Below are 15,828 nucleotides of genomic sequence, written 5' to 3' on the forward strand. Positions count from 1 at the left end.
GCTCGAGGTTGACCGCACTCACTCCTCGGTCAGGGTCGGCCGAATCTTCTCGACGGCGGCGTCGAAGTGCTTCTGCTGAATCCGAATCTCGTGGGCGTTCGCGTCGGCCTGCTCGACCCCCCACGCCTCGGCGGCCTCTCGAATCGCGCGCATCGAGGCGTCCCGGACGACGGCTTCGAGGTCCGCGCCGGTGTACCCCTCCAGGTCTGCCGCGAGTTCGTCCAAGTCCACGTCGTCGCCGATTGGCTTGTCGTCGGCGTGGACCGCCACGATGGCCTTCCGCCCCTCGGCGTCGGGCGCGGGCACCTCGACGTGTTCTTCGAGTCTGCCGGGTCGGAGCAGCGCGGGGTCGAGCGCGTCCCGGCGGTTCGTCGCCGCGAGGACCACGAGGTTGGGGTTGTCGGTCAGGCCGTCCATCTCGGTCAGGAGTTGGGAGACCACGCGCTCGCTGACCTCCGCGCCGCCGCCCATTCCGGACCCCCGTTTACCGGCGAGCGCGTCGATTTCGTCGAAGAAGATGATGGCGGGACTCGCCTGCCGGGCGCGCTCGAACAGTTCCCGGACCGTCTTCTCCGATTCGCCGACGTAGCGGTCGAGGAGTTCCGGCCCGTCGACGTGGATGAAGTTCACGTCGCTCTCGCCCGCCAGCGCCCGCGCGAGCAGGGTCTTGCCGGTGCCCGGCGGGCCGTGGAGCAGGATTCCGGCGGGCGGTTCGGTCTTGGTCGCTTCGAACAGGCTCCGGTAGGCGAGCGGCCACTCGACCGCCTCGGTCAGCGTCTGCTTGGCCTCGTCCAAGTTCCCGACCGCCGAGAAGTCGATTTCGGGCGACTCGGCCACGAACTCCCGCATCGCCGAGGGATCCACCGACGCCATCGCCGTCTCGAAGTCGGTGCGGGTCACCTCGACGTCCATCAGGGCGGCGTCGTCGGCCCCGGCGTCTCGCGCCCGCCGGAGCGCCGCCATCGCGGCCTCGGTCGAGAGCGCGTGGAGGTCCGCACCGACGAAGCCGTGGGTGCTGGCGGCGAGTCGTCCCACGTCCACGTCGTCTGCCAGCGGCATCCCGCGGGTGTGAACGTCGAGAATCTCGCGCCGCCCCGCCTCGCCGGGCACGCCGACTTCGATTTCCCTGTCGAACCGACCACCCCGCCGGAGCGCCGAGTCGATGGAGTCCACGCGGTTGGTCGCGCCGATGACGACGACTTCGCCGCGCGATTCCAGTCCGTCCATCAGCGACAGGAGTTGGGCGACCACGCGGTTCTCCACGTCGCTCTCCTCGTCGCGCTTGCCCGCGATGGCGTCGATTTCGTCGAAGAAGATGATGGTCGGGGCGTTCTCCTGGGCGCGGTCGAACACCTCCCGGACCCGCTCTTCGCTCTCGCCCTTGTACTTGCTCATGATTTCCGGGCCGGAGATGGTGATGAAGTGGGCGTCCACCTCGTTGGCGACCGCCTTCGCGATGAGTGTCTTGCCGGTCCCCGGCGGGCCGTACAGCAGGACGCCCTTCGGCGGCGAGATGCCGAGTCGCCGGAACAGCGCGGGGTTCGACAGCGGGAGTTCGACCATCTCGCGCACCCGCCGGAGTTCCTCTTCGAGACCGCCGATGTCCTCGTAGGTCGCGCCGGTCGGCTTCTGGGATGCGTCGTCGCTCGCGCTCGTCACCGGAATCGATGTCGGCTCGGTCTCGCCGTCGAGCGAGACCGAGACGCGCGTGTCCGAGGACACCCGGACCACGCCGTCGGGGTCGGTGGCCGTGACGTGGAACGTTCCGGAGTCGCCGAGACGCTCGATGCGGACGCGCTCGCCCTCCTTGACCGGTCGGTCGCGGAGCGCGCGCTTGAGCGCGGTCTCCAGCGTGTCGCGGTCGTCGGCCGAGAACGTCGCGGTCGGCGAGAGCGTGACGCTCCGGGCGTCTTCGACCGCGATTTTCCGGACCGTCACGCCGTCGCCGATGCTGACCCCGGCGTTCGCACGGGTCTCGCCGTCTACCTGGACCACGCCCGACCGGACGCCAGCGCCCGCGGGCCAGACCTTCACTACGGTGTCGCGTTCGCCTTCGATGACCACAGTGTCGCCGCTCAGCACGCCCAGCGTCGCGCGGGCGGATTCGGGGATGCGGGCGATTCCTCGACCCGCGTCCCGCTTCTCCGCGCCTTGGACGGTGAGTTCGACCGCCGCGGAACCTTTCGCGCTCATGTCAGACCGTCGTAGCTCTACCGTCTTGAGGATTCCCCCTTCGAACGTGGGGGTCGGTGAGTGCGAGTAGCCGTGTTCGGAATCCGAGGAGCGCGAGAATCGTCACGGGGATTGTCGCACAGGCGCGGCACAGGGATTGTCGCACAGGCGCGGCAGGAAAACCGAAATCGCACACTTTGTATTCTCCTGAATGCAACCCTCACTCATGCCAGAAGAACCCACGGAAGACGAATCCACGAAAGACGAGTTCACGGAGTACGACGTGGCGATAGTCGGCGGCGGTGTCGCGGGCCTTTCGGCCGGGGTGTACACCGCGCGCCACGGTCTCGAAACCGCGATTTTCGACGGCGGCGGCTCGATTCTCCGGCGGAACGCCCACCTCGAAAACGTCCCCGGTTTCCCGGCCGGGGTGAACTCTCGGCTGTTCCTCGATATGCTCTCCGACCAAGCCGCCCAGGCCGGGTGCACATTCCGGGAGACCACGGTCACGGCGGTCCGCGAGGCCGGCGACGGCTTCGCAATCGTGACCGCGGCGGGTGAGAGCCACCGCGCCGCGTACGTGGTTGCGGCGACCAAGAACGCGACCGACTACCTCGAACCCCTGCCGGGCGTCGAACTCGTGGACCGCGGCAAGACGTTCGTCGAAATCGACGACCGGGGGCGAACGGGCAAGGAGGGCGTCTACGCCGCGGGCCGAATCGCGGGCAAGCCCCACCAGACCGCGGTCGCGGCGGGCCACGGTACCGAGGTCGCAGTCGCGCTTCTGGAGGACGACGACCGGCCGTTCTACCACGACTGGGTCGCTCCGGAGGGCTACTTCACCGGGCGCGACCGCGACGTCCCGCCGGGGTGCGAGGAGATAGACGAGGCCGAGCGCCGCGAGCGCGAGGACGAGTCGCTCGAAGTGATGGCCGAGTACTTCGAGTCGCCCCACGACGAGAAGCCCGAACAGCACCCGAGCGTCGCGAGCGAGGACTGAATCGCTCGCCACGTCATGGACCACTACGACGAGTTCGAGGCGACCCATCGCATCGTCGCTACGAGAGGTGGAGGCGTCACCGAGTGCAAGCGCACAGTGATTTCGAATCTGTGCGACCTCGCGACCGAACTTCGCGCCGTCGTCCACTCGACGGTTCGCGAAGGCGTCCCGGAAGCCGTCACCGAACTCGATTTAGTCGCGCCGAACCGGGCGGCGTTCGGGGACGACGTGACGGAGCGAGAAGGTCAGCTCCCCGACGCCGAGCGCGCCGTGAACGCCGTGCTCGCTGAGATGGACGACGACGGCCGCCTCCCCGTGACGGCGCTCGGTTTCGCCGGGAACGGGTTCGAGGCGGTCGTGACAGCCAGTACGAGCCACAGCCACGTCGGGAAGTTCGACTGCGACGACCCCGGTCTGCTCGACGAGCTTTCGGACGCCGCCGCCGGAGTCGGCGCGGTCGTTCCCGACGGTCCGTCCATCGGCTGGGAGCGCGGCGGAACGTACTTCGAACTCGACGGTCCCGACCTCTGCGTGTACGCCGAGCGCCCGGCGAGCGCCGAGGAACGCCCGTTTACGAGCCACTCGTGTCACGACCTGACTCGGCTTACCGCCGTCTCTGCCGACGAAACCCGGAACCGCATCGAACTGTCGTGGCGCGACGGTGATTCGCTCTCGGAGAGAGCAATACGGGCACTCTTCGGTCGGCCCCCGGTGGAACTCGTGGTGCCCGGCGACGACTTCGACGCCGTCGAAGCGTATCTCGTTCGCTTCCTTCCCGAGTCGGACTCGTCGGCCGAACCGTAGCGTCGGGTCCACTTCCGAAACGCAAGCGCAGTTCCGTTCCGAATTCGAACCCCGGAACGAATGGACGACATCACGGACGACGCGGGCGCTCACGCTGGTCCCGCACGTGGTGCTCGGTATCGCCACCGTGGTGCTCGGTTTTCGAATCGACGTGTCCTTCGACCTCCCGCAGGTCCCCGTGGTGTGGGTTCCCGACGATATCTGAGTTCACCTTCCCGGCTTCACACGTTCGCTCGCGAGACGTCGGCCCCGGCCGGTGGCGACGACTCCCGCTCGCTCGTGTGCCGGAGGTACGGTTCGAGGTCGGCCGCCCGCGGGGTCAGCGTCACGACGTCGCGCTCGCGGTCGTACTCGACCGCGCCCGCGTCTTCGAGTTTCGGGAGGTGAGCGTGGACGAGCGACGTGTGAACCGCTTCGGGCGACGGTCCCTCCTCGTCGCCCTGCCACGCAGCGATGCGCTCGGCCAAGTCGGCCACGGTCGCCGCGCCGTCGCGTCCGACCGCGTAGAGGACGCCGCGACGACGGGCGTTCGCCAGCAGGTCGAACGTCGCGCTCACGTCGGCCGCCGGTTCGTTCGCGAGGATGCGTTCTGTCATACACTCACCCCGTGGTGTCGGGGGTATATCAACCGGGAGTTCGCTCCCGGTGCGTTCGGCCCGGGCGTCCCGACCGTTGCAACTGTTTCAATGCCCGATTTCTATTTTTAATAGCTCCGGCACAGTTCGCGTGACGGCCGCGAACCGGACCTTCGAGTGAACCCCCACCAATTTAACGTGACACGCTCCGAACGTCCGGCAATGCTCTCGGGAGTCAACGTCGCGTTGGGCGTGACGGGCAGCATCGCGGCGGTGAAGGTAGTCGAGTTGGCCCACGAACTCCGGAGGCGCGGCGCGTCGGTCCGGGCGGTGATGACCGACAGCGCCACCGGCATCGTCCACCCGTGGGCGGTCGAGTTCGCCACCGGCGAGTCGGTCGTCACCGAAATCACCGGTCGAGTCGAACACGTCGAACTCTGCGGTCGGGACGGGTGGGCCGACGTGTTTCTGATAGCTCCGGCGACCGCCAACACGGTCGGGAAGATGGCGGCCGCCATCGACGACACGCCGGTCACGACGACCGCGACCACCGCGCTCGGCGCGGACGTGCCGGTCGTGGTCGCGCCCGCGATGCACGAACCCATGTACGACCACCCCGGCGTGCTCGACGCCATCGACCGCGTCGAGTCGTGGGGCGTCGAGTTCGTCGCGCCCCGAGTCGAGGAGGGGAAGGCCAAAATCGCGACCGAGGACGCGGTCGCGCTCGCGGTCGCTCGCGCGACCGCGCCCGACGTCTTCGACGGCGCGAACGTCGTCGTCACGAGCGGCGCGACGAGCGAGCCAATCGACCCCGTGCGGGTCCTGACGAATCGCGCGTCGGGCAAGACCGGTCGAGCGGTCGCACGCGCGTGCTACGCGCTCGGCGCGGACGTGACGTTGGTGCACGACGGCGGAGACGTGCCCTACGCCGAAACCGTACGCGTCGAGACCGCCGCCGAGATGCTCGACGCGGTCCTCGACCGGGCGAGTGCGGGCGCGGCCGACGCGGTCGTCTCGGCCGCCGCCATCGGTGACTACACGGTCGAGGCTAGCAACGAGAAGATTCGGTCGGGACAGGACCTCTCGCTCGATTTGACGCCGACCCCGAAACTCATCGACGCGGTCCGTGCAGAGAGCGACGTTCCCGTCGTCGGATTCAAGGCCGAGACCTCCGGCGACGATGACTCGATGGTCGCGAAAGCCCGCGAGACGCTTCGGCGGGCGGACCTCTCGTTCGTGGTCGCCAACGACGCGAGCGTGATGGGCGACGACGAGACGCGGACGCTGTTCGTCCGCGAGAACAGCGTCCGCGAGTACGAGGGGACGAAAGCCGAGTTAGGGAGAAAAGTGGCCGAGCAGTTGGCGGTGGAATTGAAGACGCCGTAGACGGCCGTTCAAGGTAAATCTCAAGGCGAAACAGGAAGAATTTTGTCAGTCGGGATTTCAGATTAGGTATCCGATGACGGAGGATAACGGCGGCGAAGTTTGCGGTCGCATCTGTCAGGAGGCGCGTGAGACACTCGACAAGCAGATATACCGGAACGAGAATGTAGACCGAAAAGCCATCGGGATATTTCGATTAAACCTTTTGCTGGCCGGTCTCCTCCTCACCGTGTTTACGCTGATGGTAAACAATCCCGAACTTCCCGAGAACGAATTTATTAATGTGTGGTCGGTCGCTGCGCTCGTTTCGTTGCTGCTTTCGACGGTTTTTGCGGCGATGACGTACACCTCCACTTCGTACGACATCGGCATCGGTCCGGACATCATCGAAGACTCGAAATTCGGCCGATACGATTCCTCAGCCGACCTTGAACGGGAACTCCGCGAAGTGTATCGGGGGGCCCTAATCCACAACCGTAACGTCGGTCAGTTCAACGCATACTTCATCACTATCGCAATTGCGGCCCTCCTCGATTCCGTAATCCTGTTCGTCGGTGGTGGCGCGGTTACATTCCTTGGGTACTACGACACGTACACTGCGAAGGGTTTCTTTATCCTATCCGTGTTTGGACTGGTCATATTAAATCTCGTTATTTGGAAGGCAGACTGGATATTCTCCCAGATGTACACGGAGTAATGCTGGGACCAAAGAGGGCAAAACATTTATATCAGACGCCGAAGAATCCTAAAATAGAATCATGACCTCGAGTGGCGAAAATTCAGATCGGTCGCGTAAGGGGTCGGCGAAACCGATGCGAATGTCGAACTCACCCGACCTTGGCCCGCTCACTGCGGCGAAGACTGTAGCGCGTAAACTCCGCAGCAGTAACGACGAGTGACGTTCCCGCCTCGCGAGAATCGAAGGGCAGAGTCCTGACGAAACGACCAAGCGTATTTTGGTCGAGACGCTTTGTTCGTATTCCTACGACTACGCCGAGGTTCGAAAACCGAAGCAATCTTTAGACACTGGCCGCCCTACTCAAACAGAGTATCTACGATGGTCGGACACGCACAGGTGTATCGTCGTTCCGAGAGAGTCACGCCCCGAGAGCCACTGCAATGACCGAGGCCCGAATTCTGGTGCCGGTGCGCGAATCGAGTACGCTCCGAAACACGGTCGCGTACGCCGCGGACCGCGCAATCGAGGCGCTGGAGAGCCACCGACCGGCGATTCACTTCGTCTATCCGGTCGCCCAGCGGGTCCGAGAGAACGGGCTTCCCGACGAGGCCGACGAACTCCTCGACCGAGTGGACGCGTGGATAGCGGAAGACCTCGGAGACCACGCCGGAGACGTCGAGGTCGAAACCGCGTTCGTCGGGCGAAACGAGTACCTGTTCAACCCCGGCGACTACGCCGACGTACTCCGTCGGTACGCGACCCGAAACGACATCGACACGGTGTTGCTCGACCCCGAGTTCAACCCTCTCGGCATGACGCCGCTGTTGCCCCCGCTCGAACACGAACTCGAACGGGCGGGCTTCGAGGTCGAAGTCGCGCCGGTCGAGCGCCCGACTCGGCGCTTCCCCATCGTCCGCCGAGCCGGACTCGGCCAGTTCGTGGTGCTGTTCTGCTGGTCGTTCGGCTTCTACCTCCTCATCGGGGGGAGCCTCTCGACGTTCGACCTCGCGACGGGTGCCCTCAGCGGACTCATCGTCGCGAGCCTCCTCTGGCGAATCTCGCTGAGCGGCTTCGCGAACGTGCCCCGACTCCTCGCCCGCATCGCTCGGATGGCCGTGTACGCGCCGTTCCTGCTGTGGGAAATCGCGAAGGCGAACCTCCAAATCGCGTACGTCGTCCTCCACCCGGACCTCCCCATCGACCCCGAGATGGTCGAGTTCGACGCCGCGGTGTGGTCCGAACTCCCGGCGACGGTGCTCGCCAACAGCATCACGCTCACGCCGGGGACGCTCACGGTGGACGTGTCGCGGCGACACTTCACGGTCCACGCGCTGACGACAGACACGCGCGACGACCTCCTCGGCGGGACGTTAGAGCGGGCGGTCCGGTTCGTCTTCTACGGCCGGTCGGCCGCGCGCATCGCGAGTCCGGCCGAGCGAAGCGCCAGCGCGGAGGCGGCCGATGCCGACCGCACCGAATCCGCTGAGCCGACGGACGGTGAGAACGAATGACATTTATTGCCGACGTACTCCTGTTGACCGCGGCGGCGTTCGTCCTGATTTCGCTCGCGGTCGTCTACCGACTCGTTCGCGGGCCGACGATGCAGGACCGCGTCATCGCGGTCAACGTCATCGGGTCGAACATCGTGGTCATCATCGCGCTCATCGCGGCCGCGAACGACGACCCCTCGGCGCTCGACATCGCCATCGTGTACGCGCTGTTGAACTTCCTGATGAGCATCGCCATCTCGAAGTTCACGGTCGAGCGAGGTGGTGTGCTGTGACGCCCCGAGAAATCGCAATCGCGGCGCTGGCGGTCGGCGGCGTCTTCTTCGCCGTCGTCGCCGCGGTCGGCGTGATTCGCCTTCCGGACCTCTACACCCGGTCGCACAGCGCCTCGAAGAGCGACACCTTGGGCGCGGGGATGGCGCTCGCCGCCGTCGCGCTGACGTTCGGAGCCGACATCTCGACGGTCAAGACCGTACTTCTGTTGCTGTTCATGTTCATCACGAATCCGACCGCCGCCCACGCAATCACGCGGGCGGCCGCCGAGGAAGGTATCGAACCGTGGACCCGCGACGACGAGGAGGTGGACGAATGAGCGCGGTCGAGTTCGCGCTGATAGCGTTCGTCCTCGCCTGCGGGGTCGCGACCGCGATGCTCCGCGACGTGCTCGCGGCCATCATCGCGTTCGCCGCCTACAGCCTCGGCATCGCGGTTATCTGGATACTTCTGCGCGCGCCCGACGTGGGTCTCACCGAGGCCGCGGTCGGCGCGGGCGTGACGACCGTGCTGTTCTTGCTCACCATCGCGAAGACCGTCCGTCCGGCGGGCGAGCGCACGCTCGAACGAATCGACCTCCCGGCGCTCGGCGTCGCGGTCGTACTGGTCGGCATCCTCGCGACGACGCTCGGCGCGCTCCCGCCCGTCGGCGGGGCCGAGACCCCGGTCATCACCTCCGAGGTGACGCAGTACTACCTCGACAACGCCTACACCGAGACCGAGGTCAAGAACGCGGTGACGGCGGTGCTGGCGGGCTACCGAGGGTTCGACACGCTCGGGGAGGCCGTCGTGGTGTACGCCGCCGGAGTCGGGATTCTGGTCGTCCTCCAACGCGAGGTGTTCGCATGAGCGACGCCTCCGCGAACGGCGCGCCGTCGAACGACGAGACCGAATCCGACGAGCGCACGGTTCGGCCGTACGTCGAGAGTCCCATCATCATGGCGACGGTCCGGGTCGTCGCGCCGTTCGTGTTCACCTTCGGACTGTTCATCATGTTCCACGGCGCGGACTCCTCGGGCGGCGGGTTCCAGGGCGGCGTCATCGTCGGCACCGTCATCCTGATGCTCGGCATCGCGTTCGGCATCGAACCCACCCGCGAGTGGGTGGACCCCCGGACGCTCGTCTCGCTCGTCGGGGTCGGCGTGCTGGTGTTCCTCGTCATCGGATTCGGAACCGTCGTGGCTGGCGGCGGCTTCCTCGACTACGACGCGGTGGACATTTACCACGCGAACAAGTACGGTATCGAACTGGTCGAACTCGCCATCGGCGTCATCGTCTCCGGAATCATCACCGGCCTGTTCTTCGCCATCGCGGCCGGGGCGTCGGGAGGTGAGTCGGCGTGATGGACGTGCTCGCGACGCGGTACTACTACCTCGTCACGTTCGTCGTGTTGGGACTCGGTGCGTACATGATGATAGCCAATCGCAACATCGTCAAGAAGATTATCGGCATGAACGTGTTCCAGACGGGAATCTTCCTGTTCTTCATCGCGGCGGCGTACCTCGACGGTGCGAACCCGCCCGTGCTGACGGCCGAACCGCCGTACGTCAGCCCGCTCCCCCACGTCCTCATCCTCACCGCCATCGTCGTCGGAGTGAGTCTGACCGCGGTCGCGCTCGGACTCGTGGTTCGCATCTACGCCGAGTACGGCACGCTCGACGCCGAACTCATCCGGGAGGTGCGCCACGATGAGTGACCTCGTTCCCATCGCCGTCGCGGTCCCGATATTCGCGTCGGTGGTCGCACTGTTGGCGGGACTCGTCCGGCGGAAAACCGGGTGGCACGTCGCAGTCGCCGGGTCGGTCGTCCACGTCGGAATCGCGCTCGAACTCGCCCGGCGCGCGCTGTTCGACGAGACGGTTCGGTACGTCGTCGGCGGATTCACCAGCCCCTACGGTATCGAACTCGTCGTGGACGGTCTCTCGGCGACGATACTAGTCCTCGTCGCTGTCGTGTCGCTCGGCGTCCTCGGCTACGCGAGGGTCGCCGGGCCGCGTTCGAACGCGTTCTACGCGGCGTACCTCCTGCTCACCGCCGGACTCACCGGCCTGAGCGTCACCGGCGACCTGTTCAACATGTACGTCTTCCTCGAAATCACGGGGCTGGCGGCGTACGTGCTGGTCGCCACCGGCGAGGGCGGGCGGTCGGCGGTCGCGGCGCTCCGGTACCTGTTCATCGGAACCGTGGGCGCGTCGCTGTTCCTGCTCGGACTGGGCTACGCCTACATCGCCACCGGGACGCTCAACATGGTCCACCTCTCGGAACTGCTCGCGGAGGTCGGCCACACCACGACGCTGGTCCAGACCGCGTTCGCGTTCATCGTGGTCGGCCTGTTCATCAAGGTCGCCATCTTCCCGCTCCACACGTGGCAGCCGGAGGCGTACGCGAGTTCGCCCGATTCGGTGAGCGCGCTCATCTCGGCGCTCGTCTCGACCGTCTCGGCCTACGCGTTCGTGCGCGTGGTCTACACCGTGTTCACCGCCGACTTCCTCGCGGCGAATCCGCTCGCGCGGGACTTCCTGCTGGTGGCGGCCGCGGTCAGCATCGTCGCGGGAAGCGCGTTGGCCGTCGCCCAGTCGGAGGTCAAGCGGATGCTCGCGTACTCGTCGGTCGCACAGTTCGGTCTCATCGTGGCCGCGGTCTCGCTCGTGAGCGAGACCGCGATGGTCGGGGCGGTCGTCCACCTCGTCGGCCACGGCCTGATGAAGGGCGGCCTGTTCCTCGCGGCCGGAATCGTCGCGACCGCGACCGGCGCGCGGACCGTCGCCGACTACGACGGACTCGCCGACCGCATGCCGGTCGGCGCGGGGGCGTTCGGCGTCCTCGCGCTCGCGATGGTCGGCGTCCCGCCCGCAGTCGGGTTCGTGGGCAAGTGGTACATCGCGCTCGGCGCGGTCGAGTCCGAGGCGTGGGGGCTCACGGTAGTCATCGTCGCCAGCACGCTCCTGACGCTGGCGTACTTCGCGCGACTCGTCGAGCGGATGTTCTTCCGGGAGGCCCCCGAGGTGGTCGCCGACGGGGCCGACGCGACTGCCGAAGGCACCGTGACGCCGGCCGCGGCCGACGGCGGCGACGAGTCGCCGCCGACCGGCCGCGTGACGCTCGGGATGTACGCGCTCGTGGTCACCGCCGCGATACTGTCGGTGGCGCTCGGTGCGGGCGTCGTCGGGTACGAACAGCTCATCGAATCGACCGTGACCAGTCTCCTCTCCTGAACAATGACAGAAATAGACTCTCTCCGACCGGTCGCCGCGGTGTTGGTTTCGCTCGTCGCAATCGCACCCATCCTCGCCTCCCACGCCCGCCCGAACGTCCGGGAGGCGTGGACGATGCTCGCGGCCGGAGCCACGTTCGCAGTCGTCGCCAGCATGGTGCCGGGCGTCCTCGACGGCCACACCTACGTCACCGACTTCGGAACCTTCGTCCCCGAAGTGTCGTTCGCGCTCCGGGCCGACGCGCTCGGCATCCTGTTCGCGCTGCTCGCCAGCACCCTCTGGGTCGTGACCAGCCTCTACAGCATCGGCTACATGCGCGGTCTCGACGAACACGACCAGACGCGATACTTCGCGGCGTTCGCGGGGAGCGTGGCGTCGGCCATCGGGGTCGCGTTCGCGCACAATCTGGTCGTGCTGTACGTCTTCTACGAACTGCTGACCGTGGCGACCTACCCGCTGGTCGCCCACGACGAGACCGACGAGGCCCGCGCCGCCGGTCGGAAGTACCTCGCGTACACCTTCGGCGGCGGGGTCGCGGTACTGGCCGGAATCCTGCTCGTGTTCCTCTCGACGGGGACGACCGACTTCACCGCGGGCGGCATCTCGGCACTCGCGAACGCCGACCCCGCGATTGCGCGTGGGGCGTTCGGCCTGCTCGTCGCCGGATTCGGCGTGAAGGCCGCGCTGATGCCGATGCACTCGTGGCTTCCCGACGCGATGGTCGCGCCGACGCCCGTCTCGGGACTGCTCCACGCGGTCGCGGTCGTGAAAAGCGGCGTGTTCGGCATCGCCCGCGTCGTCCTCGACGTGTTCGGCCCGGACCTCGTGGGCGACCTCGGGATGGGGCTTCCGCTCGCGGCGGTCGCGGCGTTCACGCTCGTCGTTTCGAGCATCATCGCGCTCAGACAGGACAATTTGAAGCGCAGGCTAGCATTCTCGACAGTGAGCCAGCTTTCGTACATCGTGTTGGGACTCGCGATACTCCACCCGTTTGCGCTGATAGGCGGCCTGCTCCACATCCCCGCCCACGCGTTCATGAAGCTCACGCTGTTCTTCTGCGCCGGGGCGATTCACGTCGAGACCCACACCGACGACATCTCCGACATGGCGGGCATCGGAAAGCGGATGCCGCTCACGATGGGCGCGTTCGCCGTCGCCGCCGCGGGGATGGCCGGAATCCCAATCGTGGCCGGGTTCGTGAGCAAGTATTTCCTGCTCATCGGCACGGTGTCGGCCGGACAGGTGGTGTTCACGGGCGCGCTGTTGCTGTCGGGCGTGCTCAACATCGCGTACTTCTGGCCCATCGTCTACGCCGCGTTCTTCGAGTCGCGGGGCGACGAGGACGAAAAGCCCCTGCTCGAAAGCCCGCTCGGCGGCCGGTTCGCGAGCGACGCCCGGGCCGACGGCGGGGAGACCCAGAGTAACTCCGACCACGGACACGGCCACACCGGCCCGTGGGAGCGTCGCGCGCCCACCGGCGCGGAATCGACGTGGTTCATGCTGTTCCCGATTCTGTTCGCGGCCTCGGGGTCCATCGTCCTCGGCGTCGTTCCCGACGCCGCGGTGTTCCTCCGAATCGTCCGTCTCATCGTCAGCGGCGCGACGGGGGTGAGCGTCTGATGGAACCGATAGTTCCCCCGTTCGTTCCGGTCCTGCTCGCGGCGCTCCTGTTGCCCTTCCTCGGGCGGCGGGTCGGCCACGCGCTCGGCGTTCTGGCGACTGCGGCGGTCGTTCCCTACGTCTGGCTCGTTCCCGAAGGCGCGCACATCCCGGCGGAGCTGTTCGGCTTCCGCGTGGTGCTGTTCAATCTGGACGCGTTCAGTCAGCTAATGGGCCTCATCTTCGGGTTCATCGGCGCGGTCGCGGTGCTGTACTCGTACGCGAGCGAGGCCGACAACCTCCAGACCGCGTTCGCGCTGAGCTACGTCGGGACCAGCCTCGGAGCCGTCTTCGGCGGTGACTGGCTCTCGCTGTTGTTCTTCTGGGAGCTAATGGCGGTCACCTCCACCCTGCTGGTGTGGCACTACGGCGGGCGCGCGATTCGGGCGGGCTACCGGTACGCGCTTCTCCACGGCATCGGCGGCACGCTCCTGATGGGCGCAATCGTCTGGCACTACGTCGCGGTCGGGAGCTTCGCGTTCACCGGCGACGGCATTGTCGGCGGGTTCCCACAGGTACTGGCGGCCATCGGCATCGGCGTCAACGTCGGCTTCGTCGGGCTTCACACGTGGCTTCCCGACACGTACCCGCGCCCGCACATCGCCGCGAGCGTGTTCCTCTGCGTCTACACCACCAAGACCGGCGTGTACGGGATGTACCGGGCGTTCCCCGACGGCGAAATCGCCATCGCCTACATGGGCGGCGCGATGGCGGTCTTCGGCGCGACGTACGCCCTGTTCCAGAACGACATGCGTCGCCTGCTCTCGTATCACATCCAATCGCAGGTCGGCTACATGGTCGCTGGCGTCGGCATCGGGACGGCGCTGGGTCAGGCCGGTGCGATGGCCCACGTCTTCAACCACATCCTCTACAAGGGTCTGCTGTTCATGACCGCGGGCGTCGTCATCTACCGAACCGGCCAGGAGAGTCTGAAGAAACTCGGCGGACTCGGCCGCGAGATGCCGGTCACGGCCGCCGCGTTCACCGTCGCCGCGCTCTCCATCGCTGGGTTTCCGCTGTTCAACGGCTTCGTCAGCAAAGGGATTATCATCTCCGCGAGTCACTACACCTTCGAGGCCGGACCCCTCGCAGTCGGCGACTACCACACCTTGGAGCTACTTCTCCTGATTGGGGGCGTCGGCACCTTCCTCTCGTTCATCAAGTTCGGCTACTACGCGTTCCTCCACGGAGAGTACGACGGAAGCGTCGAGGACGCCAACCGCGGCCAGACGGTCGGGATGGTCATCGTGGCCGCGCTCTGTGTCTTCTACGGCATCTTCGACGGCGCGCTGTTCGCGATTTTGCCCTTCGACGTGACCAGCGACGCGGTCGTCTCGCACGTGTACGTCACCTACACGGTCGCCCACGTCGTCGAGGGACTCACGCTGGCGGCCATCGGCCTCGTCGGGTTCGTGCTCATCAAGAAGCCACTGAGCCGGTACGGCGGGGCGGTTCCGGACATCGACGCCATCTACAACCCCGCGGCGTTCTACGGCACCCGGTCGGTCGTGGTCGGGGTCACGGAACTGTACGCCGCAGTTGATAGGCTCGCGGTCCGACTCGCCGACGGGACTGGCCGCGCCGTCCGGACCGTCGGGTCGGGGACGTTCGATGTGGCGGGGCGTCAGGTAGCGGTCCACGTCGATATCCGCAACAGCGTTCTCGTCATCGTGGTCGCGCTCGTGGTCGCGCTCGCGGTCGTCCTCTGATAAGGTCGGTTGTAGTTCTTCACCGGCCTGCATCCGTCGCTGGACTGTACCACACCCGGTTCACCGCAAATAGCGTGCTCGGTTGATAATAGTTACAACCGTCTCTCTGATAGTGATTGCTGTGATTAGTTTCAGTACCCGATAGAAATTTTGAGGTGTCGAGAAGTGAAACCGTCGAGTTGTGACTGCCTCCCGGTACAGAGTCACAGCAATCACTATGACGCCGTCCCGCGATTGATTCCGTCACCTTTTATTGACGGGTCGAGTATCCCCAACATGGATAAGCTGAGGCAGTCTCTGCTCGACGCGCCGATTATCGAGAAGGACGGCTACCACTACTTCGTCCACCCCATCAGCGACGGGATTCCGATGCTCGAACCCGCCCTGCTCCGGGAAATCGTCATCCGAATCATCCGAAAGGCCGAACTGGAGGACGTGGACAAAATCGTCACCCCCGCGGCGATGGGCATCCACATCTCCACGGCCGTCTCGCTGATGACCGATATTCCGCTCGTGGTCATCCGCAAGCGCGAGTACGGACTCGAAGGCGAGGTCGCGCTCTCCCAGCAGACCGGCTACTCCGAGAACGAGATGTACGTCAACAACGTCCACGATGGCGACCGGGTCCTCCTGCTCGACGACGTGCTCAGCACGGGCGGGACGATGAAGGCCATCACCGAGGCGCTCGAACACATCGGTGCGGACGTGGCCGACGTGCTCGCGGTCATCAAGAAGGAGGGTCCGAACGAACTCGACGGCACCGACTACGATGTGAAGACGCTCATCAACGTGGACGTGCAGGACGGCGAGGTCGTCATCGTAGACGAGGACGGCGACGGATAGGGCATTTT

16 protein-coding genes are annotated in these 15,828 nt (G+C 66.1%); 14 read left to right on the forward strand and 2 right to left on the reverse strand.

The features are described from left to right. Positions 1–18: 18 nt before the first annotated feature. Positions 19–2,193 carry a CDC48 family AAA ATPase gene (locus EKH81_RS10335; RefSeq protein WP_132058458.1) on the reverse strand — a complete coding sequence of 725 codons (2,175 nt, stop codon included), beginning with the start codon at positions 2,191–2,193 and terminating at the stop codon, positions 19–21. A gap of 205 nt (positions 2,194–2,398) precedes the next feature. Between EKH81_RS10335 and EKH81_RS10340 the strand changes: the two genes are divergently transcribed. Together EKH81_RS10340 and EKH81_RS10345 are read left to right on the forward strand one after the other, a co-directional pair. After that, on the forward strand, positions 2,399–3,172 hold the full coding sequence (locus tag EKH81_RS10340) for an NAD(P)/FAD-dependent oxidoreductase (RefSeq protein WP_132058459.1): 774 nt from the start codon (positions 2,399–2,401) through the stop codon (positions 3,170–3,172). Positions 3,173–3,187: 15 nt separating this feature from the next. Beyond that, positions 3,188–3,976 carry a hypothetical protein gene (locus EKH81_RS10345; RefSeq protein WP_132058460.1) on the forward strand — a complete coding sequence of 263 codons (789 nt, stop codon included), beginning with the start codon at positions 3,188–3,190 and terminating at the stop codon, positions 3,974–3,976. Between the two features lie 221 nt (positions 3,977–4,197). On the opposite strand, the gene EKH81_RS10350 is transcribed toward EKH81_RS10345, so the two are convergent. Next, the gene (locus tag EKH81_RS10350; RefSeq protein ID WP_132058461.1) at positions 4,198–4,572 is read right to left on the reverse strand and encodes a DUF7344 domain-containing protein; all 375 of its coding nucleotides are present in this window, start codon (positions 4,570–4,572) and stop codon (positions 4,198–4,200) included. A 201-nt stretch (positions 4,573–4,773) separates the two neighbouring features. Between EKH81_RS10350 and coaBC the strand changes: the two genes are divergently transcribed. The 12 genes from coaBC to hpt all read left to right on the forward strand — a co-directional run bounded on the left by coaBC (position 4,774) and on the right by hpt (position 15,820). After that, the gene (gene coaBC, locus EKH81_RS10355; RefSeq protein WP_132058462.1) at positions 4,774–5,937 is read left to right on the forward strand and encodes a bifunctional phosphopantothenoylcysteine decarboxylase/phosphopantothenate--cysteine ligase CoaBC; all 1,164 of its coding nucleotides are present in this window, start codon (positions 4,774–4,776) and stop codon (positions 5,935–5,937) included. A gap of 73 nt (positions 5,938–6,010) precedes the next feature. Then, positions 6,011–6,631: a hypothetical protein gene (locus EKH81_RS10360; protein ID WP_132058463.1), complete on the forward strand. Its 621-nt coding sequence runs from the start codon at positions 6,011–6,013 to the stop codon at positions 6,629–6,631. Between the two features lie 422 nt (positions 6,632–7,053). Beyond that, positions 7,054–8,124 carry a monovalent cation/H+ antiporter subunit E gene (locus EKH81_RS10365; RefSeq protein WP_132058464.1) on the forward strand — a complete coding sequence of 357 codons (1,071 nt, stop codon included), beginning with the start codon at positions 7,054–7,056 and terminating at the stop codon, positions 8,122–8,124. Further along, entirely contained in the window at positions 8,121–8,396 is a 276-nt protein-coding gene (locus tag EKH81_RS10370) for a cation:proton antiporter (protein ID WP_132058465.1), read from the forward strand. Before EKH81_RS10365 ends, EKH81_RS10370 begins: the two co-directional genes overlap by 4 nt. Beyond that, complete coding sequence (gene mnhG, locus EKH81_RS10375) at positions 8,393–8,713, forward strand: monovalent cation/H(+) antiporter subunit G (protein ID WP_132058466.1); 321 nt, start codon at positions 8,393–8,395, stop codon at positions 8,711–8,713. Before EKH81_RS10370 ends, mnhG begins: the two co-directional genes overlap by 4 nt. After that, positions 8,710–9,243 (forward strand): DUF4040 domain-containing protein, encoded by a 534-nt coding sequence (locus EKH81_RS10380; RefSeq protein WP_132058467.1) that lies wholly within the window; start codon positions 8,710–8,712, stop codon positions 9,241–9,243. The genes mnhG and EKH81_RS10380 overlap by 4 nt, the downstream gene beginning before the upstream one ends. Continuing rightward, positions 9,240–9,737 (forward strand): MnhB domain-containing protein, encoded by a 498-nt coding sequence (locus tag EKH81_RS10385; protein ID WP_132058468.1) that lies wholly within the window; start codon positions 9,240–9,242, stop codon positions 9,735–9,737. Before EKH81_RS10380 ends, EKH81_RS10385 begins: the two co-directional genes overlap by 4 nt. Next, a complete protein-coding gene (locus EKH81_RS10390; protein WP_394352040.1) occupies positions 9,734–10,090 on the forward strand; it encodes a cation:proton antiporter subunit C in 357 nt (118 codons plus the stop codon). Before EKH81_RS10385 ends, EKH81_RS10390 begins: the two co-directional genes overlap by 4 nt. Then, on the forward strand, positions 10,083–11,609 hold the full coding sequence (locus EKH81_RS10395; protein ID WP_132058470.1) for a monovalent cation/H+ antiporter subunit D family protein: 1,527 nt from the start codon (positions 10,083–10,085) through the stop codon (positions 11,607–11,609). Before EKH81_RS10390 ends, EKH81_RS10395 begins: the two co-directional genes overlap by 8 nt. Positions 11,610–11,612: 3 nt before the next feature. Next, entirely contained in the window at positions 11,613–13,229 is a 1,617-nt protein-coding gene (locus EKH81_RS10400; RefSeq protein ID WP_132058471.1) for a cation:proton antiporter, read from the forward strand. Beyond that, positions 13,229–14,977 (forward strand): Na(+)/H(+) antiporter subunit D, encoded by a 1,749-nt coding sequence (locus EKH81_RS10405; RefSeq protein ID WP_132058472.1) that lies wholly within the window; start codon positions 13,229–13,231, stop codon positions 14,975–14,977. The genes EKH81_RS10400 and EKH81_RS10405 overlap by 1 nt, the downstream gene beginning before the upstream one ends. Positions 14,978–15,253: 276 nt before the next feature. Next, positions 15,254–15,820: a hypoxanthine/guanine phosphoribosyltransferase gene (gene hpt, locus EKH81_RS10410; RefSeq protein ID WP_132058473.1), complete on the forward strand. Its 567-nt coding sequence runs from the start codon at positions 15,254–15,256 to the stop codon at positions 15,818–15,820. Positions 15,821–15,828: the final 8 nt, after the last annotated feature.

Origin of the sequence: Halorussus amylolyticus (assembly GCF_004143485.2) — an archaeon.
GTDB classification, from domain to species: Archaea; Halobacteriota; Halobacteria; order Halobacteriales; family Haladaptataceae; genus Halorussus; species Halorussus amylolyticus.